Source organism: Telluria beijingensis (genome assembly GCF_030770395.1).
GTDB lineage: Bacteria > Pseudomonadota > Gammaproteobacteria > Burkholderiales > Burkholderiaceae_D > Telluria > Telluria beijingensis.
Genome location: NZ_CP132480.1, coordinates 5,148,203 through 5,173,831 on the forward strand (window position 1 = coordinate 5,148,203; position 25,629 = coordinate 5,173,831).

14 protein-coding genes are annotated in these 25,629 nt (G+C 69.3%); 7 read left to right on the plus strand and 7 right to left on the minus strand.

What is annotated here, in order from left to right; translation table 11 throughout:
• Window position 1: 1 nt before the first annotated feature.
• The 3 genes from Q9246_RS22545 to Q9246_RS22555 form a co-directional block, all read right to left on the minus strand.
• Window positions 2–859, minus strand: a complete 858-nt coding sequence (locus tag Q9246_RS22545; RefSeq protein ID WP_306393203.1) for an outer envelope protein — start codon at window positions 857–859, stop codon at window positions 2–4.
• Window positions 860–868: 9 nt separating this feature from the next.
• A complete protein-coding gene (locus Q9246_RS22550) occupies window positions 869–8,824 on the minus strand; it encodes a GH36-type glycosyl hydrolase domain-containing protein (RefSeq protein WP_306393205.1) in 7,956 nt (2,651 codons plus the stop codon).
• Window positions 8,825–9,013: 189 nt separating this feature from the next.
• Window positions 9,014–10,558, minus strand: coding sequence for an aminotransferase class V-fold PLP-dependent enzyme (locus Q9246_RS22555; protein WP_306393207.1), 1,545 nt, complete (start codon window positions 10,556–10,558; stop codon window positions 9,014–9,016).
• 151 nt (window positions 10,559–10,709) lie between these two features.
• On the opposite strand from Q9246_RS22555, the gene Q9246_RS22560 reads away from it, so the two are divergent.
• The 3 genes from Q9246_RS22560 (at window position 10,710) to Q9246_RS22570 (ending at window position 14,262) form a co-directional block, all read left to right on the plus strand.
• Window positions 10,710–11,195, plus strand: coding sequence for an Lrp/AsnC family transcriptional regulator (locus tag Q9246_RS22560; protein WP_306393209.1), 486 nt, complete (start codon window positions 10,710–10,712; stop codon window positions 11,193–11,195).
• 96 nt (window positions 11,196–11,291) lie between these two features.
• The gene (locus tag Q9246_RS22565; protein ID WP_306393210.1) at window positions 11,292–12,428 is read left to right on the plus strand and encodes a branched-chain amino acid ABC transporter substrate-binding protein; all 1,137 of its coding nucleotides are present in this window, start codon (window positions 11,292–11,294) and stop codon (window positions 12,426–12,428) included.
• A gap of 19 nt (window positions 12,429–12,447) precedes the next feature.
• Window positions 12,448–14,262 carry a DUF885 domain-containing protein gene (locus tag Q9246_RS22570; protein ID WP_306393211.1) on the plus strand — a complete coding sequence of 605 codons (1,815 nt, stop codon included), beginning with the start codon at window positions 12,448–12,450 and terminating at the stop codon, window positions 14,260–14,262.
• A gap of 168 nt (window positions 14,263–14,430) precedes the next feature.
• On the opposite strand, the gene Q9246_RS22575 is transcribed toward Q9246_RS22570, so the two are convergent.
• The 4 genes from Q9246_RS22575 to Q9246_RS22590 are packed head-to-tail and all read right to left on the minus strand — an operon-like array spanning window position 14,431 to window position 19,274.
• Window positions 14,431–16,122 (minus strand): M14 family zinc carboxypeptidase, encoded by a 1,692-nt coding sequence (locus Q9246_RS22575; RefSeq protein ID WP_306393213.1) that lies wholly within the window; start codon window positions 16,120–16,122, stop codon window positions 14,431–14,433.
• Between the two features lie 5 nt (window positions 16,123–16,127).
• Window positions 16,128–17,675 (minus strand): sensor histidine kinase, encoded by a 1,548-nt coding sequence (locus Q9246_RS22580; protein ID WP_306393214.1) that lies wholly within the window; start codon window positions 17,673–17,675, stop codon window positions 16,128–16,130.
• The gene (locus Q9246_RS22585; protein WP_306393217.1) at window positions 17,672–18,619 is read right to left on the minus strand and encodes a hypothetical protein; all 948 of its coding nucleotides are present in this window, start codon (window positions 18,617–18,619) and stop codon (window positions 17,672–17,674) included. The genes Q9246_RS22580 and Q9246_RS22585 overlap by 4 nt, the downstream gene beginning before the upstream one ends.
• 4 nt (window positions 18,620–18,623) lie before the next feature.
• Entirely contained in the window at window positions 18,624–19,274 is a 651-nt protein-coding gene (locus tag Q9246_RS22590) for a response regulator (RefSeq protein ID WP_306393219.1), read from the minus strand.
• Between the two features lie 398 nt (window positions 19,275–19,672).
• Between Q9246_RS22590 and Q9246_RS22595 the strand changes: the two genes are divergently transcribed.
• From Q9246_RS22595 to Q9246_RS22610, 4 genes are all read left to right on the plus strand, one after another.
• A complete protein-coding gene (locus Q9246_RS22595) occupies window positions 19,673–20,335 on the plus strand; it encodes an energy transducer TonB (protein WP_306393222.1) in 663 nt (220 codons plus the stop codon).
• Window positions 20,336–20,528: 193 nt separating this feature from the next.
• Window positions 20,529–22,727, plus strand: a complete 2,199-nt coding sequence (locus Q9246_RS22600; protein WP_306393225.1) for a M28 family peptidase — start codon at window positions 20,529–20,531, stop codon at window positions 22,725–22,727.
• 81 nt (window positions 22,728–22,808) lie between these two features.
• Entirely contained in the window at window positions 22,809–24,449 is a 1,641-nt protein-coding gene (locus Q9246_RS22605) for a M28 family peptidase (RefSeq protein ID WP_306393228.1), read from the plus strand.
• 285 nt (window positions 24,450–24,734) lie between these two features.
• The gene (locus Q9246_RS22610) at window positions 24,735–25,583 is read left to right on the plus strand and encodes an alpha/beta fold hydrolase (protein WP_306393230.1); all 849 of its coding nucleotides are present in this window, start codon (window positions 24,735–24,737) and stop codon (window positions 25,581–25,583) included.
• The last annotated feature ends 46 nt before the right edge of the window (window positions 25,584–25,629 follow it).

The following is a 25,629-nucleotide window of genomic DNA, read 5'->3' on the forward strand; positions in this document are numbered from 1 at the left end:
ACTAGAAGTGGTATTCGGCGCGGATCATCGGCGTGCTGGCGCGCTGCCCGCGCCCGCCGGTGGTCGCGCGCGAATTGCCGAACTTGTTGTTCCAGAACTGGTACTCGACGCCGACGCGGAAGCGGTTCTTCTTCTGGCCATAATGCGCGCCGACGTCGTACATCAGCTGCATGTCGATATTCGTCTCCGCACTGGTCGGGTTGCCGGTTTCGTCCAGTCCCTTGGCGGCGATGAAGTTGGCATAGCCCTCGAAGGCCCAGCGCTCGTTCAGCGGGATGCCCCAGCTGAGGTTGAGCATCGGGTGATTCTCGTACTTGTAGCGCCCGCGCACCTCGGAAATCGGGGCGAACGCGCCGCTCGGGGCATTGCTTTCGCGGATCAGGAGGATGCTGGTGCTGAGAAAACCCGGCACGTCCCACATCAGCGTCGGCCCGAGCACCAGCATGCGCTTGCGCGAGTTGTAGCCGACGTCGCGCTTGGTGTTGACGTCGAAGCCGGCAGTCAGGCCGACGCCCTTCACCTTGCCGAAGCGGAGCTCGCGCCCGCTCAGCGCACCGATGTCGAGCGTGTGGCGGTACAGCAGATAGGCTTCGTCGGCGCCAGAACTCCCGCCGAGCGAGCGCGGATCGTTGCGGTCGGACTTGAGCCAGTCGAGGTTGAGGTAGTTGCTGCCGTACTTGTAGCCGCTGGCGTGGGTCAGCGCCAGCACGTGCTTGTCGATGTGATCGGGATTGAAGGGCTCGGCGAAGCGGCTGCCGTAGCGCCAGCTGATGGCGGTGTCGCTCCAGTCGAGGGCCATTGCCGGACCGGCCGCGAGCAGGCAAATACCGCAGCCAAGGGCGCGCGTGACGATGTTCATGATTGTTTCCTAAGGTGCCGCCGGCGTGCCGGCAACCTGCAATTCTACCTTGTGGTCACGCCGGTCGTCACCCAGCACGATGGTCCAGTCGGGGCACGGCTGGCCGTCGAGCAGCATGCGTTCCGGCCCGCTGGTGGCGCGCACCGTGATGTCATAAATGGCGCCATGGTAGCGGTAGCGCAGGCTGAAACCGTCCCAGCCCGGCGCCAGGCGCGGCTGCAGGCGCAGCTCGGCGCCATGGCGCCGCAGGCCCAGCAGCGCTTCGACGAACAGCAGCCAGGTCCATGCCGCCGAGGCGCCATGAAGACCGCCGATGGCGCGGCCGGCATGCGGCGCGATCGTGCGCAGTCCGCCGCTCATCAGGTAGGGCGGCCCGTCGCCATGCGCCTGCGGATCGAGCAGGCCAGCCAACTGCCATGCGCGGCCAGCATCGCCCAGCCGCGCGAAACCGGCCGCCGCCCAGGCCGTGGCGCGGTGGTCCTGGCCGGGGCTCGACGTGACGCGTTCGCTCCACACGCCGTCCACCGGCGGATCGCAGCGCGGCAGCATACCGCCATTCTCCAGCCGCGCGACCGCCGAGCGCAGCGCCTGCGGACCCCGTTCGGCCCCGGCCTTCAGCGCCCAGCACTGGGTCGACAGCTCGACGCGGCAGGCTGGGTTGGCGATCGCGCCCAGGGCGTTGCTGCTGTCGAGCCAGGTCCAGCGATACCAGTCGCCATCCCAGCCGTGTTCCTCGCATTGCGCGCGCAGCGCCAGCGCCGCGCCGCGGCAGGTGGTGGCGAAGCCGAAGTCGCCGCGGCGATCGGCCACCTCGGCGAAGCGCTGCAGCACGACCGCCAGAAGGAAGCCCAGGCCGATGCTCTCGACCCGGCCCGGCACGCCCTCGTCGTGCAGGCGGCCCGCCGCGGGCGGCAGGCCGCGCGGACCGAAGCGCAGGCAGCCGCGCAAGCCATGCACGCAGTGCTCGTACAGGTCGTCGCGCTCCGACAGCGGCGTGTCCAGCAGCGCATGGTCGCCCGTCACGTCCAGGTAGCGCGCCAGCGCATACGGCAGCCACAGGAAATCCTCGACCGCCGATCCCGTCGTGAATGCGGGCGCTGCGCGCAGCAAGGCGTCGCGCAGCAGCGCTGGCCGTGCGTACACGCAGGCCAGCGCCGACTGCAGGCGCGTGGCCGGGTCGCGCTCGCCCAGCATGGCGGCGATCGCCTGGTACGGCAGCCAGCCGTTGAGTCGATCGTCAAGCGCGGGGTCAGGCGTATGTACCTCGATGGCGCCGAGCGTGACGTCCCACCAGTCGCGCAGGCGCTGCCACGCTGCAGCGGCAGCCTGGGCGCCGCCATGGCGCTGCACGGCGGCGCTGGCGTCGAGGCTGGCGGGACCGGCCACACCCAGCACGAATACCAGCTCGCACTCGGCGCCCGGTTCCAGGGTCACGCCGACCTGCAGCGCCGCGCACGGGTCGAAGCCGGCGCCTACCGCGCCGGACAGCCCGGCGCGCTCCAACGCCGCCGGGCGCGCGATGGCGCCGTGGCGGCCGATGAATTCCTGGCGGTCGCAGGTCACCGCGACCTGTTCGGCGTCGACGTGGAAGAACCCGACCCGGTCGTGGAAACCGGCGCCGAAGGCATTGCGGGCGAACAGCGCGCCGCTGGCCAGATCGCGTTCGGTCACCACCTGCAGGCCGGGCGCCGCGTCGCGCTCATCGAGCAGCCAGGCCACGTAGCCGGTGACGCCGAGGCGGCGCGGCGCATCGCTGTCGTTGCGCAGGCGCAGGATACTGTACTTGAGCGGCGCGTCCTGGGCGACGAAGCAACGCAGTTCGGAATGGATGCCGTGGGCGCGGTGTTCGAACACGCTGTAGCCGATGCCGTGGCGCGTCTCGTACGGTTCGGGCGACGGCACCGGCCATGGCGTCGGCGACCAGACGACGCCGCTGTCCTCGTCGCGCAGGTAATAGGCTTCGCCGTCCTGCGGGGCGACGGCGTCTTCGCTGCCGTTCGTCAGGCGCGCCGCGCGGTCGCCGCTCCAGCTGACGGCATGGCCGCGCTCCGAGACGATGCTGCCGAAGCCGTCGTTGGCCAGCAGGTTGAGCCACGGCGTGGAGGGCGCCTCCAGCGTCGGACTGCTGCTTATTACGATTTCCCGGTTGTCCTGCGCGGCCGGGGCCAGCGATTCGGTGGTCCACGCCGGCGCCGGCGCCGGTTCGGTGGCGGCAAAGGGCGGCGGCAAGCTGCCGTGTGCGCGCGCGGCGCGGCGCAACTGGTCGGCCAGGTCGCCGCGTTCGCCGGAGAGCAGCACGCTGGCGGCGGCGCGCAGCAGGATGCGGTCTTCGCGCGGCACCTCTTCTTTCAGGTGCAGGTGCAGGCCGCTCGGCTGGTCGAAACTGGCCGGATCGACCAGCGGCACGGCCAGGTGCATCAGGGCCTCGCGCGTCGCGCGGCTATCGCACAGGACCAGCAGGTCGACTGCCAGGCCCTGGCTGCGCCAGTAGCCGTGCGCCTGCAGCAGCTGGCGCGCCAGGCCGGTATCCGCGCCGTCGCCCAGTTGGAGCAGCAGCAGCGGCAAGTCGCCCGCGACGCCATACGCCTGCAGGTCGGCCAGACCCCGCGCATTACGCGCGATGACCGCGGGATCGGCACGCAGCGCCGGCACCGGCTGCAACAGGCAGCCGGCCAGGCGGTTGATCGACTGGGCGTCGGCCTGGCCGATGTCATGCCGGCGCAGTTCGGCCTGGGCCCGGGTCCAGGCGGCCTCGATCGCGTGGTCGACCGTGTGGGCAGCGCCGTAGCGCACCGCCAGCTCGCGCGCCAGCACACGGCCCGATGCGGCGCCCAGCAGCAGGTCCACCGTGATTTCCTGCTGCGGCCCCACGGTCACCGTGCGCCGCAGGGCCAGCAGCGCTTCGTCCGGTTCGGGGTCTGGTCCCGGCAGCGCGCCGCCCGTGCTCACCGCCCGCGGCAGGTGCAGGTCATGGCCACGTCCGATGAAGCGTGCCCGGCTCGTCTCCACACTCGGCTGGCCAGCCACGTCGCGCACCGTCATGCGGTGCACGACCACCGGCGCGCTGGGCGCAGTCACGCACAGCAGGCTGTCGGCGGCGGCGTCGAACTCGATCCGGATGCCGCTGCGGCCCCCTTCCTGCAGCGGCGGGCCGGCCAGCGCCACGCAGCTGGTCAGCTCCAGGGTACGGGCTTCAGGCGCGCGATTGACAATGCGGATGCGGCGCAGCTCGACGTCGTCGTCCGGCGCCACCACGGCATCGGTGCGCATCTCGATGCCGTGGTCCAGGCGGCGCACGCTGGCCCGGCCTTCGGCCAGCACCGTCTCGAATTCTTCAGGCCGCACTGCGCCGGGCAGCAGGATATTGGCCCAGGCGGCGCCGCTGGCGGTGTCGCGCACATGGCAGGCCAGGCCGACCTCTCCCGGGCCGGCGCGCGTCAGCAGCGCGTCTTCCCAGCGGCTGGCGCCGGCGCCGGCGCCGTCCAGCACCAGGTGGTAGCGGCCGTTCGACAGCAGCTGGACTTCGGGCAGCGGCGATGCATCCGGCGCGAGCACGCGCGCATATGGCTGGGCCGCGACGCTAGCGCCGGCCGTATAACGCAGCGGCGGCTCGGCGCCGGCCGCCGGCGTCGTCTCCTGCAGCAGGCCGAAGGCGGCGCGCAGCTCGGGATCGCGCGCGAAACGGCGCTGCATCGGTTCGTCCAGCAGGTGGCGCGCCAGCGCAAGCAAGGTCATGGCCTGGTGCGGCGCGACCTGGGCGCGCACCACCGCCTGGCGTTCGCCCTGCGGCAGGCGGGCCGGCGCATAGTCCAGGGCCTCGTACAGGCCGGTCTCGCCCAGCAGGCCCTGCTCCGCCATGCGGCGCAGGTTGGCCGCCGCCAGCGCCGGCGCCGCGGCCAGCGCCAGCGCGGCGCCATGGGGCGCGGCGGCCAGGTCGTCGTCGGGACGCGGTGCCAGGGCAGCGGCGGGCAGGCCGAATGGCTCGACGCGGTAGCGCGCCGCGGCGTCGACCGCATTGCAGCCCGATTCCGTATAGCCCCACAGCAGGTTGCGGCCCCTGGCATGGGCGGCCTGCAACCGCACCAGCGCGCGGCCGGCATCGTCCAGCAGGGTGTCGCGCCAGGATGGCATCAGGAGTTGCGGCGCCAACAGGTCGGCCAGCGCCCCGGAACGCGACAACAGCAGCGCGCCGGCGCCCGTCATGCGCAAGGGACGCCCGAGCGACCACCACTGCTGTTGCGGCAACTGGCCCTGGGCGATGGCGGCGAAGCTGGCCATGCGCGCTCTCGATGCCAGCAGGTCGCAGTTGTCGTCGTCCAGGCGATGGTCGCGCACATGATAGCCGGCCGCCAGCTGGCCGCTGGCAGGATCGGCCAGCGCGCCGAAATCCGCCTGCGCCGCCGCGCGCGCCTGCGCGGCCAGGGCGGCGAGGCGGTCCAGGCGTTCGCGGGCGCAGGCGCGCCCCTCCTCGACCAGCGCGGCCAGGCCCTCGTTGCCTGGCGGCGGCGTCATCCCGGCCAGCTCGCGCAAGGTGGGGATGCGGGTCAGGCCGGCATCGAGCACGTATTCCTGCAGCGCACGGGTCCACGGCGCGAGCGCCTGCAAGTCCTGCAGCTGCGCCTCGCACTGGCGCGCCAGGCCGGCGTCCAGCTCGGCCGCCCGCGCCGCCAGGGTGCGCAGGCAGTCGGCCAGTCCGGGCAGGGTGTCGATGGCGCGGCTGCGGCCCGGCGCCAGCGATTCCTCCAGCGCGTCCAGCGCCGGCAGCAGGCCGGGCTGCGCATGCTCTCGCACCACCCACAACGTGGCGCGGATGCCGTCCAGCACGGCGGCGTCGAGGATTGGCCGGTCCGGCAATTCATCGAGGCCGGCGGCATAGGTGCGCAGGGCCAGCACCAGGCCGCCGCTGGCCGCGGTGTCGACATAGGCCGGTTCAATGGCCCCGAGGCTGGCGCCGTCGTACCACACCAGGTGATGGCCATGCCAGCGCTCCAGCAGCGCCATCGACGCCAGGGCGGCTTCACCGCGTTCGAGCAGGCCACCCAGCGGCAGGTAGCCGAAATCGCGCGCGCCCAGGGTCGCCAGCAGGCCCAGGCCCAGGCCGGCCGGCGACACCCGTTCGTCGACCGCCGCTTCGGTATGCCCGGACACGGCGTGCGGCGCCAACCCGCGCGCGCCGGCGCCGTGCTGCTCGAAGAAGGTCCAGCTGCGGCGCGCCAGCGTATGCAGGAAGCGGGTCTGGCCCTTCGCCAGGCGCACGCCGCGCCGTGCCGGCTGGCCGGTCCACCAGGCCAGCACCGGCGACAGGAACCATACCAGCAGCAGCGGCGCCGTTGCGAACAGGGCGTAGGGGTTGGCGAAGGTCAGCAGCACGGCGATGCCGACCGCCAGCAGCGGCGCGAACCACATCGCGCGCCAGTCGTTCTCGAGCGCCCGGCCGGGACGCGCCAGCCAGGCGGGACGCAGCTCGAGCAGCCGGCGGCGGCTGACGTCGCGCCGCCATAGGCCGCGCACCACCGCGTCGGCATCGACCCAGGCCGCGTGCGGCAGGAAGGCCAGCGCCAGCGTGGCGCGCACCAGCGTCGCGCGCGCACCGCGCGCCCAGGCATCGAGGTGCTGGCGCAGCGGCGCATCGGACGGACGGCTGGCCAGCGTCGCCAGCATCTCGAGCAGCGCCGGCAGCCACACCGGCGCCAGCACCGCCGCGGTCCAGAACACCGGCGCGGCCAGCAGGCTCCAGCACAGCACGAGCAGGGACACTGCGGCAGGCGCTGCCAGGCTCCCGGCCAGGGTGTCGAACAACTGCCAGCGCAGCCGCGCCGCGCGCAGGCCGGCGGCGCCGGACCCCAGCCGGCGCGCTTCCTGCCAGGCGGCGCGCACGGCGCGGTGGCGGCGCAGCATGTGTTCGCGGTAGCTGCCCGGATGCGCGGCTTCCAGCCGCAGGTCGGCCACGCCCGCGGCGCGCAGGCGGTCTTCCTCGACCGCGCCGGGTTCGGCCCGGCCTTCGTCGCGCAGGTCGAGGCCGAGCGCGCGGCGCCAGGCATCGACATCGTAGATGGCCGCCCAAGCCGGGCTGCCGTCGCGCCACAGGCGCTCGTAGCGCAGGGCGCCGCGGCCCGGCAAGGCGGTCCTGGCCCCGGGCAGCAGCATCGCATGCCCTTCCCTCACCTGGCCGGCGTCGTCCTGCTGCGGCAGATGGAGCGGATGCGCCATCGCCGCCACCAGGCTGCGCGCGGCGTCGCGCGGCAAGCCGGTATCGGCATCGAGCGCAATCACGTAGCGCATCTCGGCCGCCGCCCCGAGGTTGCCCACCGCGCGCATGAAGCGTTCGCGCGCTCCGCACAGCCAGGCATTCAGGTCGGTCAACTGGCCACGGCGCCGCTCGCGGCCGATCCAGGCCTGCTGGTCTTCGCTCCAGGTGCGTCCGCGCGCCAGCAGCATGAAGGGATCGCCATGCTTGCGATTCAGCGCCTCGATCGCGCCTTGCGCCTGCTGCAGCAGCGCCGCGTCGGACGGCAGCGTTTCTTCCGGCGCGTCAGGCAGGTCGAGCAGCAGGCAAAAGCGCAGCCGCGGATCGCGGTTGCCGAGGTAGCGCACTTCGAGGTCTTCGCACAAGGCGGCGAGCTGCGCGGCGTCGACGGCCACCGCTGACACGGCCACCACGGTCCGCGCATCGTCCGGAATGCCGGCCGCGACGTCCATGCGCGGCGTGGCCTGCGGCCGGGCAAGCCAGCCCCTGGCCAGGTCCGCCAGCGCGCGCGCCAGTGCTGCGGCGACCGGCAGCGCCAGGATGCCCAGCAGGACCAGCAGCAGCGGCCCCGCGCCGCCCTGCCACGCATGGACCAGGCCGGCGCCGGTGAACAGCAGGGCCAGGGCCGCGGTGACACCGGCCACGGCGTCGACCTGGCGGCCGGCGAGAGCACGCTGCAGCGCGTCGCGCCGGCCGCGCAGCTTCGCTTCGAGCAGCGCCAGGCCTGGTCCGGCCAGGTAATGGCCGACGTGGCGCGTGCGCAGGTCCAGCCCGCCCTCGCCCGGTGCGCGATGGACCGCGGCCAGCGCGATCGCCTCCTGCGCCACCGTGGCCTCGCTGGCGCCGAGGGTGCGCGCCAGGCGCGCGACCGTGTGCCGGTAGCGGTCGCGCGTGGCGCCGTCCATGCGCGCGTAACTGCCGTCCGGGTCGTCCCGCAGCAGCGCATCGACCACGCCCAGTCCTTCGGCGAAAGCGCGCCAGTCGATGCCGCCCAGCGCGCGCAGGCTGGCCAGGGCGTTGCCGGCCGAGATGGCGTCCTGGTCCTGGGCGTCGTGCTCGTCCTGCGCCAGTTGGGCACTGCTGCCCTGCCGGTCCGCCAGGCGCGCGTCGATCCAGTCGGTGATCTGGGCCAGCGCCGCGCCGCGGCCCTGCAGGCGGCGCGCCAGTTCGGCCACGAAGGCGCCATCGTCCGGGTCTTCGGCGCGCGCCATGTCGGCGAACAGCAGCACCAGGTCGCCCGGGCGGGCCTCGGCGGTGTCGACGAAGCGCGCGGCCCAGGCGGCGGCCCGTTCGCGGCTGGCGCAGATGTGCGCCGCGCGCGTGGCCAGGACCGCCACCATGTCGAGCAGCGCAAGACGCAGCAGGGCCGGCAGCGCATCGAGCTCGGTGACGCGCCACGGGGCGTCCTGCTGGTCGGCGTCGACCAGGCGCGCCAGTTCACCGGTGTCTACCTGGCCGTCGCCGCTCGTCACGGCAGCGCGCACCAGCTCCCAGGCGCGCCCAGCGCCGACCTGGCGCGCCTGTGCGCGCGCCAGTCGCAGCTGGGCGTCGAGCAGGTGATGGCCGTCGAGCAGGCGCGCGCCGGCCGGCGGCAGTTCCACGCCTGCGCGCGCGGCGCGGTCGAGCGCCTCGCAGGCGGCGGCGATGCGCTGCGCGTCGGTGGCCAGCAGCGCCGCCAGGGGATACCCGGCGGGTATCTTGTCGTTCTCAACTTTCAAGCGGGGACCTCGGGACGGAGGCGTGCGCGGCGGACCGCCGGAGGACGGATCAGGATAGGGATCTACGCAAACTGCGCAGGCCAATCCTGGCCGCGCACGACTGAGTCCATGCTAGGGAAAGGAACGAAAAGTTACCGTGCGCTGGCGTACACACACCGCCTGCCGGGCCGGCAGGCGGTCAATTGGCAGTCACAAGGCGAGCGCGAATCCGCCGGCCAGCGAGCAGGCGCGCGGGTGGCCCAGCGCACGCAGGGTGCGCGCGGCGCGGGCGCTGCGCGCGCCGCTGCGGCATACGAACAGCAGCGGACGCGCATCGGCGCCGAGCCAGGCGGCGGCATGCTCGGCCACCTGCGCCAGCGGCACGTTGAGCGCGGCGCGACCGTGCAATTCTACCCGCCCGGCGACGCTGTGTTCGCGCACATCGCGCACGTCGACCACGATGGCGTCGGGGTGCGCGGCCAGCCAGCCGCCGGCCGTGGCCGCGTCGAGTTCCAGGTCGGTTTCGTGCGCGCCGTCGCAGTGCGCTGCAGGTTCCGCCGGCGCGTCGGCTGCCGCGGGCAGCGCCAGCGCGGCTCCGCAGCGCGCGATGCGCTCGCATGCCAGCCCGATCGCGGCGGCGTCGGGCAGCGGGCCGATCGACAGGCGCACCGCCGACGCGCTCTGCCAGGCCGGCAGGCCCATCGCGTCGAGCACATAGCTGGGCGCCGCCTTCGACGCGGCGCAGGCCGAGCCGGCGCTGACGCGCATGCCGGCCGCGTCGAACAGGTCGAGCAGTTCGGCGCTGGAGACGCCGGGCACGGCAAAATTGAGCGTGGTGGGTAGCGTGTGCGCCAGCGGCGCATTGAACACGATGCCGGGGAAGGCGCGGACCAGGGCATCCACGAGGCGCGCGCGGCAGGCCTGCAGCGCATCATGACCGAGGAAGGTGTCGCCACGCTCCAGCGCCTCGAGCACCGCGCCCAGCGCCGCGATGCCGGCCATGTTCTCGGTGCCGGAGCGCTGCGCGTCTTCCTGGCCGCCGCCGCACATCAGCGGCGTGTACGGGGCGCCTTCGCGTACGTACAACATGCCGATGCCTTTCGGCGCATGCAGCTTGTGGCCCGAGAACGGCGCGTAGTCGATGCGGCGCGCGCCCAGGTCGAGGGGCAGCTTGCCGAGCGCCTGCACGCAATCGACCATCCACAGCGCCGGACTGGCCGTCTCCAGCAAGACTGCCTCGATGCCGTCGAGGTCGGACACGACGCCGGTCTCGTTGTTGGCGGCCATGGTGGCGACGAAGGCCAGGCGCGGCGCCAGCGCGCGCAACACGTCGAGCCGGTGGCGGCCGTCGCCGTCGACCGGCAGCACGCGCAGTTCGAGGCCGACGCCCAGCAGGCGGTTCCAGTGCGCCAGGCTTTCGGACACCGCCTTGTGCTCGGTGGCGCCGACCAGCGCGATGTCGGCACAGGGTTCGCCACGCGCGCGCCGCTCCCTCACCGCGCACAGCGCCGACAACACGGCAGTCTGGATGCCTTCGGTGGCGCCGCTGTTGAACATCAGCCGTCCACCGGGCGCGCCCAGCACCCGCCGCGCGCAGGCACGCACGCCCTCGCGCAGCGCGCGTGCGCGCAGGCCGCTGGCATGGCTGCTGCTCGGATTGCCGAAGCAGTCCTGCATCGCGGCCATCGCCGCCGCGGCGGCGGCAGGCAGCACCGGCGAAGTGGCGTTGGCGTCGAGGTAGATTTCGGTGATCATGGATTAGCTGCCAAAAACATAAAAAAGGTGTCGCACAACACGTTATTGTCCAGTAATATGGTACGGAGTTATGCTGATCGAAACGTCCCAAATTTCTCGATTTGTGGGCTGTTAATAGAATAATTATTCTTATAAACCAGCTTTGCGGAATATGAACTCACTCGACAAGTTTGATTGTGCGATCCTCGCCGCCTTGCAGGCGGATGCAACCCTCTCGATTTCGGGCCTGAGCGAAAAGGTTGGCCTATCCAGCACGCCCTGCTGGAAACGCGTGAAACGCCTCGAAGAAGAAGGCTATATCGAAAGCCGCGTCAGCATCGTCAACCGCCAGAAGGTCGGCTTGCCGGTCACCGTGTTCGTCAGCGTCAAGACCACCGAGCACGACGAAAAATGGCTGTCCCGTTTCGCCTCCGCCGTGATCGCCCTGCCCGAAGTGCTGGAATTCCACCGCATGAGCGGCGACATCGACTACCTGCTCAAGGTCGTCACCACCGACATCGCCGGCTACGACCGCTTCTACAAAAAGCTGATCAAGACCGCGCGCCTGACCGGTGTATCGTCCGCCTTCTCGATGGAACAGATCAAGTCGACCACCGCCCTGCCGCTCGAACTGATCTCGCACGGCGTGCCGGCCTGAGGCCGTTCCGCGGTCTTTACGCTGTCGGCAGCGCTTTCGTCCGGCGGGCGAATCGTGCGATGATGGCGGCCGTTGACATCCACGGAGACCAAGGGAATGCGAACGAAATTCAAGATGGCGCCGCTGGCGCTGGCGGCGCTGGTGGCGTCGATCGGCGTGCAGGCTTACGCCGCAGAGCAAGTGGTGAAGATCGGCGTGAGCGGCCCGCTGTCGGGTTCCAACGCCTTCGCCGGCAAGGATAACGAGAACGGCGTGCGCCTCGCGATCGAGGAACTCAACGCACAGAAAATCCAGGTTGGCGGCAATGTGCTGCGCTTCGTGCTGCAGTCCGAGGACGACGGCGGCGACCCGAAACAGGGCGTGACCGTGGCCCAGAAATTCGCCGACGCCGGCGTCAAGTTCGTGCTCGGCCCCTACAACTCGGGCGTGGCGATTCCAGCCTCGCGCGTCTACAACGACAACGGCATCCTGATGTCGACCGTCGGCACCAATCCCAAGATCACGGCCGCCGGCTACCCGACGGTATTTCGCATCGTGGCCAGCGACACGCAGGTCGGCGCATCGGTCGCCGGCTATGCCGCCAAGGAGCTCAAGGTCAGGAACGTCGGCGTGATCGATGACCGCACCGCGTTCGGCCAGGGCATTGCCATGGAATTCAAGCGCCAGGCGCAGAAGGCCGGCATCAAGATCGCGGGCCACGAATTTACCAACGACAAGGCGAGCGACTTCGCCGCCATCCTGACCTCGCTGCGCGCCAAGAAGGTCGATGCCATCTTCTTCGGTGGCTACGCCCCGCAGGGCGCCCCGATGGCGCGCCAGATGAAGCAGCTGGGCCTGAACGTGCCGCTGCTGGGCGGCGACACCCTGTGCAGCCCCGAGATGGCCAAGCTGGGCGGCGCCGCGGTCGGCGAGAACGTGCGCTGCGCGCAGGCCGGCGCCATCGTCGCCAAACAGCCGGGCGGCCCGGCCTTCCTGGCCAGCTACAAGAAGCGCTTCGGTCGCGAGCCGGACGTCTACGCGCCATCGTTCTACGACCAGACCAAATTCATCGCCCAGGCGATCCAGCAGGCCAAGTCGGTCGACGCGAAACAGGTCGGCGCCGCGATGCATGCGATCGACTACCAGGGCGTGGTCGGCGCCTATGGCTACGACGCCAAGGGCAACCTCAAGAAGACGGCGGTGACGGTGTACACCTTCAAGAACGGCGCATTGACGCCGCTGGCCAGCTACTGACCACCAAGAGGATAAAACAATGAGAGAGAACTTCAAGCTCGGCGCGCTGGCGACAGCCGCCCTGCTCGCGTGCGCGCCTGCTGGCGCCGCACCTGCGGCGGCCGCCAATGCTGCACCCGCCACCCAGAAGGTCGCCACGACCGAAGCCGGCAAGGCGATCGACAAGCTGGTCGATGAGTACTACGAAGCCTATGCACGCTTCGAGCCGGTGTGGGCGACCGAAAGCGGCGACGGCCGCTTCTTCGACCAGCTCGGCCTGTCGATCGCGCCGAAGAATCGCGACGCGCAGTTTGCGCTGTACCGCGGCTACCTGAAGCGCCTGGCATTGATCCCGCGCGAGCGCCTGAACGCGCACGAGCAGGCCAGCTACGACATCGTCAAGTTCGAGCTCGAGACCGCGCTGCGCCTGGGCGCCTTCCCCGAGCACCTGCTGCCGCTGGACCAGATGTTCAATATGCCGGCCTTCATCGCGAACTATGCCGGCGGCGAAGGCGCGCAGCCGTTCGCCACGCCGAAGGACTACCGCAACTACCTGAGCCGCCTGGACCAGATGGTGCCGTATATCGACCAGGCGATCGCGAACATGCGCGAAGGCGTCAAGCGCGGCATCGTGCATCCGCGCCAGCCAATCCAGTCGCTGCTGCCGCAGCTCAAGCAGCTGCAGGCCGCCTCAAACGAAGCCAGCATCTTCTACTCGCCGATCAAGAAGTTCCCGGCCAGCTTCTCGGACGCCGACAAGCGCAGCCTGACCGACGCTTACCGCAAGACCATCGACAAGCTCAATCCGGCGCTGGATCGCCTGGCGAACTATGTCGAAAGGGATTACCTGCCGAAGACCCGCACCACCGCCGGCTGGAACGCCCTGCCGAACGGCGCCGAGTGGTACAAGGCGCGCGTGGCGGCGATGACTACCACCGACATGACGCCGGAGCAGATCCACGCGATCGGCTTGAACGAAGTGGCGCGCATCCAGGGCGAGTACGGCAAGATCGGCCCGAAGATGGGCTATACCGGCCCGGCCGCCGGCCTGCCGAAATGGGTGTCGGAGCAGCCGAAGTACAAGCCGTTTACGTCGGACCAGCAGGTGATCGAGGTGTTCCAGAAGCTGGACGCGCAAGTGCGCACCAAGCTGCCGGCCCTGTTCACGCTGATGCCGAAGGCGCCGCTCGAAGTGCGCCTGGAGCCGGAACTGACGCGCGAGACCGCCTCGGACCATTATTCGCCGCCGGCAGCGGACGGTTCGCGTCCGGGCGTGTTCTGGTCGGTGGTGAACGATCCGACCAAGTACGGCCGCACCGGCATGGTCACGCTCTACCTGCACGAAGGTCAACCGGGCCACCACTTCCACATCGCGCTGCTGCAGGAACTCGGCCTGCCGAACTTCCGCAAGTTCGGCGGCAACACCGCCTTCACCGAAGGCTGGGCGCTGTACGCCGAGACGCTGGGCAAGGAGATGGGCCTGTTCGAACAGCCGGAAGATTACTTCGGCCACCTGAACGACGAGATGCTGCGCGCCGCGCGCCTGGTGGTGGACACCGGCATGCACAGCAAGGGCTGGAGCCGCGACCAGGGCATCGCGTATTTCCGCGATACGCTGGGCTACTCGGAGCTGGAAGCACGCGCCCAGATCGAACGCTATATGGTGATGCCGGGCCAGGCGCTGGCCTACAAGATCGGCTCGCTGAAGATCATGGAACTGCGCCAGCGGGCGCAGGCGGCGCTGGGCGATAAATTCAGCCTGCCGAAGTTCCACGAGGTGGTGCTGGACGAAGGCACCTTGCCGCTGGCGGTGCTGGAGGCCAAGGTCGACCGCTGGATCGCGACATCGAAGTAGGGGTTAGTAGATTACCCACCTACCCGACCAACGTCGTCCCCGCGCAGGCGGGGACCCAAGTATTTGGCGCCGCCGCTTCGATCGACTGAAACGGCAACGCGAGCAACCTTGGGTTCCCGCCTTCGCGGGAACGACGGTTTTTCGGCTGACGGTGAATATCGCTTGCGCTCAGCGCGCGATCATGAACACCGGATACCGATTCCACTCCGGCTCGCGATAGCGCGCGCAGTTCGCATAGATGAAGTCCAGCACCGCTTCCTGGCTCGTGAGCAGCCCCGGATTGGCCGCCTTCCACTCAGTGAATTTCGCGGCCAGTTCGGGTTCGTCGGCCAGTAGCTTCTCGGCCTCGTCCTCGAACACATAATCCGAATAGTGCTCCTTCTTCTCCAGCACGCTGTTGAAGAAACCCCAGCGGAAGAAACTGTCGTGGGCCAGCGGCTCGAGGGTCTCGACTGCATAACGCGCCCGGTCCTGGTCCAGCGGCACGATGTAGTCGCCGGCGCGCAGCAAAACCTGCCCGATGCGGCGCTCCAGCACCACCTCGTCATGGAATAGATGGCCTTCATAGGCGCCCGGGCGCGAAGTCACCGACTGGACCTGGTAATACGCCACTTCCTGCATGCGATCCGCCTCGACCCGTTCCATGCGCACTCCATTCCACTCCAGGCGCTCGATCGCTTCACGCCACTGCTGCGGCACCACGTAGGCTTGCGGCGCCGGCACCGCGACGTCGACCGGGAAGCTGTTGTAGTAGGCGATATCGCGTTCCCACGGGCTGCTGCGGTCGTAGTACAGGCGGGTGTAGTCGCCGATCGCGCTCTTCTTGTACTTGGCCTCGTAGCCCTTGAAGCGGAAGCTCGCAGGATTGGCCTCGTCCATCTTCCAGCGCACCGGCCACTCCGCCTGCTGGCGGCCTTCCTCGCGCGCCGCGCGGCGCAGCGCCTGGATGCGGCCGGCGTTCTTGACGGTGAAGTCGAGCGCCACTTCGACCAGCGCCACCATCGACTCGTAGCGGTCCTTGAACGGCTTGAGCATATGCGTCTCGGGCATGAAGCCGATCGTGTGGTGCAGGGCCGCGTAGCCGGTCGAGAAGCGCGCCGTCTCGAGGAATTCGGCGATGCCGTGGTCCGGGCTGTCCTGCACCGGGTTCACGTAAGGGCAGGTCGGCCAGCCGCGCGCGTCCATGCCGGCATACATCGCAGGCAGCATCTCGGCGCGCAGGAAGTCGCCCAGGCCGCCACCCAGCTTGTCGGCCTGGGTGTGGATCAGGGTCATCGTATAGCTGTAGTCGGCGCCATTGGACGTGTGGGTGTCGACCATCACGTCCGGATCCCAGCGCGAGAACAACTGGTTGAACACGCGTGCGGTCAGGGTGTCGCACTTGACGAAGTCGCGGTTCAGGTCGAGGTGGCGGCTGTTGCCGCGGAAGCCGAACTGCTCCGGGCCGTCCTGGTTCACGCGCGAGGTATCGGCGCGGTTGAAGCTGCCGTCGACGTTGTACAGCGGGACGAACAGGAACACGGTCTGGCCCAGCACAGCGAGCTTGGCGGGCTGCAGGCAGAAATCGCGCACGATCGCCATGCAGCCATCGACGCCTTCCGGCTCGCCCGGGTGAATGCCGTTGTTGTTGAAGAAGACCGGACGGCCGGCGCGCTTGATCGCCTCGGCCTCGAACACGCCGTCGCTGCTCACCACGCCCGCGTGGATCGGCACGCCGGCATCCGATACGCCCACCTTCTCGAAGCGCAGCACGTTCGGGTAGTTGGCGGCGAGCGACTCGTACCAGGCGATGCACTCGGCCCAGGTAGTGGTCTGGTTCAGGTTGCCCTTTTCATAGGGCGTCAGCAGTTCTGTGGACATGGATCTTATCGTTGTGAGGTTGATGCTTCGGGAATCGCCGGCGGCACGGCCGGCGTTTGCGCCTGGGCCGGCGGAGTGAGCGGCAGCGCGATCGCGACGTCGGTGCCCTCGCCCGGGCTGGAGCGCACCTCGATCGTGCCATGCAGCGCGTAGGCGCGCTCGCGCATGCCGATGATGCCGATGCCTTCCGAGGCGCTGGCGGTGTCGAAGCCGGCGCCGTCGTCGACCACGCGGATGCGCAGCATGCCCTTGCCTTCGTCGAGCAGCAGGCTGACGTGGGCCGAGCGCGCGGCGGCGTGCTTCATGACGTTGGACAGCGCCTCTTGCACGATGCGGTAGGCGGAAATCGCCAGCTCGTTCGACAGGCGCGCGAAGTCGCCCTCGCTGTGCAGGTCGAAGCGGCAGCCGGACGTGGTGTCGTAATGGCGCACCATCTCTTCCACCGCGCCGTGCAGGCCGAGCATGTCGAGCACCTCGGGACGCAGGCGGCGCACCAGGCGCCGGCCGTTGGCGTACAGGTCAAGCGCCAGCTTGGTGATGGCCTCGGACTTGCGCCGGATCTCGTCGACCTCGGGGCCGGGCGGCGCCTTGGCCGCCAGCAGGCCGATCGCCTGCGCCTCGAGGCGCGCCGCGATCAGGGACGCGTTCAATTCGTCGTGGATCTCGACCGCGATGCTCTTGCGCTCGTCCTCGATGATCTCGTTGACCTTCTGGATCAGCTTGCGCTTGTCGGCGTCGGCGCGCAGCGCCTCGTTGCGCGAAGCGAGCAGGTCGCGCGTGCGCTCGGCCACCTTGTTTTCGAGGTCGCGCTTGGATTCGTCCAGCGCCAGCGACATCTCGCCGATCGAGGCCTGCAGCTCGCCGATCTCGCCGCCGGTGGTCACCGGCGGATGGACGCGGTAGTTGCCGCCCCGGATCTGGCGCAGCGTGCCGATCGCCTCGCGCAGCGGCACGATCAGCGAGCGCGCCAGCACCCAGGCCAGGATGCCGCTCGCGGCCAGCGCCAGCGCCGCCATCGACAGCTCGATCTGGAAGCGGTCGGTCTGCTTGGCCATCATGTTCGCCGGCGACATCGTCACCCGCACCCAGCCGACGACCTCAGTCGTGAGCGTGGGCGGGCGCGAATCGCTCGATGCCGACACGTGCGGGGTGCCGTTGTCCGAGAACAGATTGATCCACACTACCTGCTTGCGGATCGGCGCTTCGTAGTAGTGGGCCTGGGCGTCGCTGGCCGATTCGGACACCACGCGCACCGCGGCGCGGCCGCTGCCGTCGATCACGTCGACTTTATAGATGCTGCGGTCCGACTGCACCAGGCCGTTGATGGTCAGGCGCAGGTCGGACAGGTTGCCCGAGATGACGTTGTACTCGGACGTCTCGGCCAGCGCGCGCGCCAGGATGCGTCCGCGCTCGGCCAGTTCCTCGGCCACCTGGGCGCGGTGCGCGTACCAGGAATACCAGACGAAGGACGTGAACAGCAGGATCACGGGCAGCATGGTGATGACGGCCATGCGCCGTCCGACACCCCAGCCGCGCCAGAACCGCAGGTTCATTGCAGGGCCGGCGCGCGCCGTGCGAAGTTGCGTGCGGCGTCGGTCACACGCAGGTCGAGCGAGCTGGCCACGCCTTCGTTGATGATGGTGCGGAAGTAGCGCGGAAACTGCGGCGGATCGAGTTCGCCGGTGCGCACGAAGTCGGCCGCCAGCTCGGCCACCTGGGCGTTGATCTCCTCGATCTCGGAATAGGTGGTGGCCAGCGCGCCCACCTTGACCATGTCGGCCGAGAAGCCGATCACGCCCTGCTTGCGGCGGTAGCTCGAGAGCAGGATATTGCGCACGTTCTCGGCGTTGTAGATGTCGCTGTCGGGCAGCGCCAGCAGGGTCTCGGCGCGCGTCATGCTGTTGAGCGTGTGATTCAGGTCGTCGCCCGGCGAATACATCTGGATCTCGGTGGCGTCGAGCAGCGCCGGCCGCAGGAAGGCGGTATCGGGGCCGAGCAGCACGCCGACCCGCACCGGGCGGCCGTACAGCAGTTCGGCCAGGCGCATCTGGTCGTTCGGCGCCGGTTCGGCATAGATGGCGGTGATGGCCATGCGGCGCGGCTTGGACAGGCGCGCCGTCAGGGTGCGCCACACCTGGCTCGAGGTATAGGCCGAGATCACCACGCAATCGCAGCGGCGCGACAGCGCGTCGCGCAGCGCGGTCGGGCCGATCGCCACGTACAGCATGCGGCGCTTCTGCGCCAGCTCGGTGCGAAAGGCCGCGAAGGTGGGTACCAGGCGCTTGTACAGGTCTTCGGTGATACGGTGGGTGACCGCGCTGTCGTCGCCCGTCAGGATCTGGAAGCGGTAGCCCTGCGGCTCTTCGCGTTCGCGTTCCGCCTGCTGGGCGGCGCCGGCGCTGCCGGCAGCCAGCACCAGCATCAGGGTGATCGCCAGCAGCGGCGTCAATGCGGCGGAGCGCCTGCCGCGGGGCCTGCGGTGCAGAAGGATGGCCATCGCGTCAGGGCTCGATCAGGCCGTGCTTGACCGCCAGCAGGGTGATGCTGGCCTGGCGGTGCACGCCCAGCTTTTCCTTGATCGACTGGCTGATATTGCTGATGGTCTTGGTCGACAGGTCGAGGCGCTCCGCGATCTCGGCATTGGTCATGCCCTCGGCCATGAACTTGAAGATCTCCAGTCCGCGCTCGTCGAGTTGCGACTGCGGCGTGACTTCGCCGCGCACCGCCATGCTGGCCAGGCGCGAGGCGATATGCGGCAGGAAGTACAGCTTGCCCTCGTGGGCGTGGCGCACGGCGGTGGCCAGGTCGGCCGGGTCGCAATCCTTGGTGACGAAGGCGTGGGCGCCGAGGCGGTAGGTTTCCTTGATCAGACTGTCCTGGTCGAACTGGCTCAGGAAGACGATCTTGGCCGACGGGTCGGACTTGAGGATGGCCTGGGCCGCATCCATGCCGGTCAGCTCGGTGCCGAAGCGCATGTCGAGCACGGCGACGTCCGGGTGCTCGGCCGCGTACAGGGCGGTCGCCTCGCTCGGGGTCTTGGCCTGCCCCACCACCTGCATGCCCGCCGCTTCCAGCGACATGGCGAAACCGGTCATGACGATCGGGTGGTCATCCGCGAGCATGACGCGGATGGGTTTGTTCTGTTCTGCCAATTTGATTCTCCTGGCCCAAGGCCGGTGTGCTTTGCCAGTGTCTGGCGTGGGTCTGGCTCTGCAAAGGCCGGGGCGAAAAGCCACGGCACAGTTGGGAATTATTTCATACAACGGGCGGCGAAGCGAATGGAAAGGGGGAGGGATTTTTTGGGTCCTGGCATGCGGTTTCGCGGTGCTTCCTTTGCTTGGACGCGTGGACGGCGGAGCCGTCCACCCTACGCGGGGGATGGCTTGGTACGCTGACGCACACACAACTGGAAACAAATTTACTAGATTATGGATTTGCAAATTGCTAGGACATGGAATATATTGATTCTAACGAGCTGTAGATATGCATTCTTCCAAGGTAGTAAAACCTGGCGATCCGATGGGCGCCGGGACGAATAAAGGAGGTTGCCATGCATTTTTCTGACATCAACAATGGCGCCGGCGGCAAGGCCGGCAAGTTCGCCCTGGTGGCCGGGCTGCACGTGCTGGTGGCCATGGGCGTGATCAGCACGATGAACGCGAAGTCGATTTCGCTGCCTGCCATGCTCGAAGACAAGCTGGTATGGATCCAGCCGGAGACGCCGCCGCCGGCCCCGCCGCCCGAGCCACCGAAGCCGCAAGTGAAGGCCGCGCCGCCCGAAGTGGTGGTGCCGAAGGTGGAAGTCGACGTGGCCGAGCCGCCGCCCGAGCAGGTCATTGAAGCGAGCACCGAACCGTCGCCCGAACCGGTCCAGCAGGCCCAGTACGACGCCCCGCCGCAACCGGCCGCCGAGCCCTCGTCGAACAGCGGCCAGATGCGCAGCGCCGTGCTGGCCGACGCCAACGGCTGCGCCAAACCCGACTATCCGATGCGCGCCGCGCGCAATGGCGAGACGGGCACCGTGACCCTGGCACTGCTGGTCGGCGCCGATGGCAGGGTGCAGGACTCGCGCATCCAGTCTTCCAGCGGTTCGCGCGACCTCGACCGCGCTGCCGTGAATGCCCTGAGCCTGTGCAAATTCCAGCCGGCGATGAACGGCGGCACGGCCGAAGCCGGGTGGGCGCAGCTCGCCTACGTCTGGACACTCGAGTAACACCGTCTTCCCCTCTTGAGCCCGCCCTTCTTCACCAGGCGGGCTTTTTTTCGCCCCTATGACAGGTGCATAGATGCCTGCATGGGCGCGATCCCGATCGACCACCACAACAATCATGGAGAGAGAACCAATGGATGCAGCGAGCGAAACGATACCGGCGATACGGATCACGCGATTCACGGGATTGAAAGGGTTGACGCACGCCCTGGCCGGCTGCCTGGGACTGGCTGTCCTGGCGGTCCTGGCCTGGATGGCGCTGACACGGCCTGCGCCGCCCGAACCGGTCGCGCAGATCGCGGCCGCCAGCTGGGGCATCCGCGTGCAGGAACACGTGCGCGTGCTGGCCGCCGGCCCGCGCTCGATCGCGACCGACGGCAATGCGCAGGCGCGCGCCTACCTGCTGTCGGAGCTGCGGGCGATGGGCCTGGCGCCCGCGGTGCAGCGCGCCACCGTGCGCAAGTCGGTCGTCCATCACTTCGGGAACATCCACAACACGATCGGCGTGGTCCACAACGTCGTGGTCCGCATCGCCGGCAGTGCCCCCGACGCGGCGCGCCGGCCCGCACTGCTGCTGGCGACGCACTACGACAGCGGCGGCGCATTGCGGGATGCGGTGCGCGGCGCGACGACGACCGCGGCCCTGCTCGAGACGGCACGCGACTTGCGCGCGGCGCCGCCCGCCAACGACGTCGTGCTGCTGTTCGCCGACGGCCACCATGTGGGCGCACTGGGCGCCAAGGGCTTCGCCGAACAGCATCCGCTGGCGCGCACGATCGGCCTGGCTCTCAAGTTCGATCCAATAGGCGACGCCGGCCTGCGCATGGTGGAGACCAGCGGCGCGGGCGGCGCCGCCCTGGCCGGCTGGATGCGCGCCGCGCCCGAGCTGCGCGGCTCTTCGCTCGAGACGGTCCTGGCGCGCATGCTCAACGACGCGCCGCATATCGGGCCGCTGGCCGGACTCGATGCGCCGGCCTTGCTGTTCGCGGGCGGCGAAGACAAGCCGCGGCAACTGGGCGACGCGATGCTGCGGCTGGCGCGGGCCTATGGCGACACGCCGCTTGCGCGCGGTGCGCAGGCGGCCGCCGCCTATTTCTGGCTGCCCGTCGCCGGGCCGGTCCACCACCCGGCCTGGCTGGCCTGGGCACCGGCGCTGCTGTCCTGCCTGATGTTGGGCTTTGCCTGGCGCCGCCTGTTCGGCGCGGACGGCGCGGTCGAGGCGGCGCAAGGCGCCTTCGGGGTGTGCTTCCTGCTGCTCGCGGTGCGCATCGGCAGCTGGAACTGGCGCGAGGAAGTCGCCGCCGCCGGACTCTCGGGCGAGCATCGCCTGCCGTTGATGGTGCTGATGGTGGCAGCCTGCGTCTTCGTCGCCGGCCTGTACCTGCTGCGGCGCAGCGTCGGCGCCACTGCGACGGCGCTCGGCGCGCTGGCCTGGCCCACGCTGGTGCTGCTGTTGGCGGTCTACTTCCTGCCCGGCGCCGCCTATGTGCTGGCCTGGCCGCTGGCGGCGGCGCTCGCCGCCCTGCTGGTCCTGCATACGCGCTGGGGCGAACGGCAAGCCTTCGCGCCACGCCTGCTGGTGCTGGTGGCCGGACTGGCGCCGGCCGCCGCGCTGTTGCCGCCCGCGCTGAGCGATGCCTGGCTGCTGCTCGCGCCGCACTCCATGTACCTGCCGCCGATGCTGATGGCGCTGCCGATGCTGTGCTTCGCTGGCCTGCTGCCGCTGTTGCGCATCGCGCCGGCCGTCGCCGCCGTGCTGGCGCTGCTGGCCGCGCTGTGCCTCGCCGCGCCGGGACAGGCGGCGCCGCGCGACACCTGGACGCCAGCCTCGGACGGCCTCGAACGCCTGGTCTACTATAAAGACATGAATACCTGGCGCGCCTACTGGCTGCTGCCCGAGCAGCCGCTGGACGACTGGCGCAGCCAGCTGTTCCCCGGCCGCCAGCCGACCATCTTCGTCGAGGTCTTCGGCCGGAACAGCCCGCGCCAGTGGTATGCCGAGGCGCCGCGCGAGGACGCGATTGCCTTCCCCGAGTGCTACCTGCTGCGCCATCGTGTCGGCAAGGTGCGGGTGGGCGAATTCACGATCCGCTCGAAGAACCGCGCGCCGCACATCGAGCTGCGCATGTCGGGCGCGAAGGCGCTGCGCTCGCGGCTCGACGGCCTGCCGCTCACGTCGAAGGAAAGTCCGTGGACGCTGTCGCTGTACGGGATGGAAGACCGGGTGCTGCGGTTCGAGATCGAGACCGACCCGGGAGAGATCTTCGCGGTGACGGTGCAGGAGCGCATCCCCGGCCTGCCGCGCCATCTCTTGCCGCCGCAGGACGCAGACGCCCCGTATGTACGGGAACAATCGGGCATGACGATGTCGACCGATATCCTGCGATTTTATTGATGAGTTGTCATAGAATGTCCCGCGTACGCCACGAGCGTGCCCTTCCCGATTAACGAGTCGATTAAAACGTCGTAGGATCCCATGCACAAGATTGTCTCTACCCTCGTCCTCACCGCCCTCGCCGGCAGCCTGGCACTGGCCTATCCGGCCCAGGCCCAGACCAAATCCAAGGCGCAAGCCGCGACCGTCCAGGAAGCGCCGCTGCGCGCGCACATGGCCTTCCTGTCGTCCGACGCCCTGGAAGGCCGCGGAACCGGCCAGCGCGGCGGCGAGCTGACCGTCACCTACCTCGAAACCCAGGCGCTGGCCGTGGGCCTCAAGCCGGGCAACGGCGACAGCTTCCGCCAGGCGGTCAAGATCGCCGGCGTGCGTTCGCTGCCCGAGAAGAGCAATATCGCCATCTCGGCCGGCGGCAATGCGCTGCCGCTGCAGTTCGGCGCGGACTGGGTCTGGGGCCCGGGCGACGGCAAGGCCGACCACACGCTCGATTCGGAACTGGTCTTCGTCGGCTACGGCACCGTGGCGCCGGAAGAAGGCGGCTGGAACGACTTCAAGGGCATGGACCTGAAGGGCAAGGTGCTGGTGATGATGGTGAACGATCCGATGCCGACCGCAGCGGATCCAAAGCGCTTCAACGGCGAGGGCCTGACCTACTACGGCCGCTGGACCTATAAGTTCGAGGAAGCGGCGCGCCAGGGCGCGGCCGGCGCGATCCTGATCCACACCGACAAATCGGCCTCGTACGGCTGGAGCGTGGTGCAGAACAGCTGGGCCAATGCCGAGCGCTTCCAGCTCACCGAAGGTAAAGTGGGCACCGGCCTGCAGGGCTGGATGACCGACGCCACCGCACGCAAGGTGTTCGCCGCCGCCGGCCAGGACCTGGATAAACTGCGCGCCGCGGCCGAAGACAAGAGCTTCAAGCCAGTGACGCTGAACGCGCGCATCAAGGGCGACGCCCGCGCCGCCGTGCGTTCGCTGGAAGAGTTCAACGTGGCCGGCATCGTGCCGGGTACCGATCCGAAGCTGAAGGACGAAGTGGTGATCTATTCGGCCCACTGGGACCACATGGGCAAGCAGGGCACCGAAGGCGACACCATCTTCAACGGCGCGGTCGACAATGCCTCGGGCACCGGCGCGCTGCTGGCGATGGCCGCCGAAGCGGTCAAGCATCCGGCCAAGCGCAGCCAGATGTTCCTGTGGGTCGGCGCCGAAGAGCAAGGCCTGCTGGGCAGCGCGGCCTATGTCGCGGCGCCGCTGTGGCCGATCGAAAAAACCGCCGCCAACCTGAACCTGGACAGCCTGAACTGGGTGGGCCTGGTGAAGGACGTGAGCGTGCCGGGCAGCGAGCGCACCGAACTGGGCGCGATGGCCGCCGCCACCGCCAAGGCGATGGGCCTGACCGTCGCGCCGGCCAAGCCCGACCTGGCCGGTGGCTACTTCCGCAGCGACCACTTCAGCTTCGCCAAGGCCGGCGTGCCGGCGTTCTCGGTCGGCGCGGGCCGCAGCTGGGTGAAGGATGTCGAGGCGAACAACGCCAAGGCCGCGACCTACCGCGACAAGTACCACCAGGTGGGCGATGAATACGATCCGAGCTGGGACCTGTCGGGCATGGTGCAGCAGGCGCAGTACACGCTGAACCTGGGCCGCATGGTGGCGGATGCGCCGAAGATGCCGGCGTGGAAGGCGGGCGATCCGTTCGGCAAGGCGCGCGCTGCGAAGTAATCGCACCCACTAAGCATCGTCTTAGTTAGCAGTATCCCGTCGTTACCTCCACTGGAGGTAACGACTTCCCGCGCAGGCGGGAACCCAAGTTTGCCAGCGTCTTCGTAACGCGAGAAACTTAGGTTCCCGCCTCCGCGGGAACGACGCTTTTGGGCCAACGATTTCAATCTACTGACAAGGGAGGCGAACGATGNTCTTCGTAACGCGAGAAACTTAGGTTCCCGCCTCCGCGGGAACGACGCTTTTGGGCCAACGATTTCAATCTACTGACAAGGGAGGCGAACGATGCGCGAAGAAGACCTGGTGCTCGGCGATGGCCGCACGCTGCACTTCTACGACCTCGCGCCACCCGGCGAGCCTGAGCTGGCAGTGTTCTGGCATCACGGCACGCCGAACATCGGCCGCCCGCCCGAGCCGCTGTTCGCGCTCGCGGCGGAACTGGGCATCCGCTGGATCGGCTACGACCGCCCTTCGTACGGCGGCTCGTCCGAACGCAGCGGGCGCGACGTCGCCTCGGCCGCCTTCGATGTGGAACGCATCGCCGACCGGCTGGGCATCAAGCGCTTCGCGGTAATGGGCCACTCGGGCGGCGGGCCGCATGCGCTGGCGTGCGCTGCCCTGCTGCCCGAGCGCGTGGTCGCTGCGGTCAGCATCGCGGGCCTTGCGCCGCCCGATGCGGAGGGACTCGACTGGTTCAAGGGCATGGGCAACTACGGCGCCGCTGCACTGCGAGCGGCCGCGCAGGGGCGCGCGGCCAGGGAATATCACGAAACAGCGGGCCTCGAATTCGACCGCGAGATGTTCACGCCTGAAGACTGGGAAGCGCTGGCGGGACCATGGTCATGGTTCGACAGCGTGGTGAGACCGGCAGTAGCCAAGGGGCCGGACGGCGCGATCGACGACGATGTGGCCTATGTGACGCCGTGGGGCTTCGACTGCATGCAGATCGCCTGCCCGGTGCTGTTCGTGCATGGCATGCAGGATCGCGTAGTGCCGGCGGCGCACGGCGAATGGCTGGCGCAGCGCTGCCGCTGGGCTGAGCTGTGGCGGCGGCCGGACGACGGGCACATCTCGGTGATGAACTATGCCGCGTCCAGCCTGGTATGGCTGCGCGGGCAGTTGCGCGCGGGTTGACCGCGCGTGGCGGATGGCGGGCCGTGGGCTGCCATCCGCTTTCGGG

Excerpts from the sequence above, each read along its gene's own strand:
- Q9246_RS22545 (WP_306393203.1), bottom strand. The coding sequence starts at position 859 with ATGAACATCGTCACGCGCGCCCTTGGCTGCGGTATTTGCCTGCTCGCG.
- Q9246_RS22555 (WP_306393207.1), bottom strand. The coding sequence starts at position 10,558 with ATGATCACCGAAATCTACCTCGACGCCAACGCCACTTCGCCGGTGCTG.
- Q9246_RS22560 (WP_306393209.1), top strand. The coding sequence starts at position 10,710 with ATGAACTCACTCGACAAGTTTGATTGTGCGATCCTCGCCGCCTTGCAG.
- Q9246_RS22565 (WP_306393210.1), top strand. The coding sequence starts at position 11,292 with ATGCGAACGAAATTCAAGATGGCGCCGCTGGCGCTGGCGGCGCTGGTG.
- Q9246_RS22570 (WP_306393211.1), top strand. The coding sequence starts at position 12,448 with ATGAGAGAGAACTTCAAGCTCGGCGCGCTGGCGACAGCCGCCCTGCTC.
- Q9246_RS22575 (WP_306393213.1), bottom strand. The coding sequence starts at position 16,122 with ATGTCCACAGAACTGCTGACGCCCTATGAAAAGGGCAACCTGAACCAG.
- Q9246_RS22580 (WP_306393214.1), bottom strand. The coding sequence starts at position 17,675 with ATGAACCTGCGGTTCTGGCGCGGCTGGGGTGTCGGACGGCGCATGGCC.
- Q9246_RS22585 (WP_306393217.1), bottom strand. The coding sequence starts at position 18,619 with ATGGCCATCCTTCTGCACCGCAGGCCCCGCGGCAGGCGCTCCGCCGCA.
- Q9246_RS22595 (WP_306393222.1), top strand. The coding sequence starts at position 19,673 with ATGCATTTTTCTGACATCAACAATGGCGCCGGCGGCAAGGCCGGCAAG.
- Q9246_RS22605 (WP_306393228.1), top strand. The coding sequence starts at position 22,809 with ATGCACAAGATTGTCTCTACCCTCGTCCTCACCGCCCTCGCCGGCAGC.
- Q9246_RS22610 (WP_306393230.1), top strand. The coding sequence starts at position 24,735 with ATGCGCGAAGAAGACCTGGTGCTCGGCGATGGCCGCACGCTGCACTTC.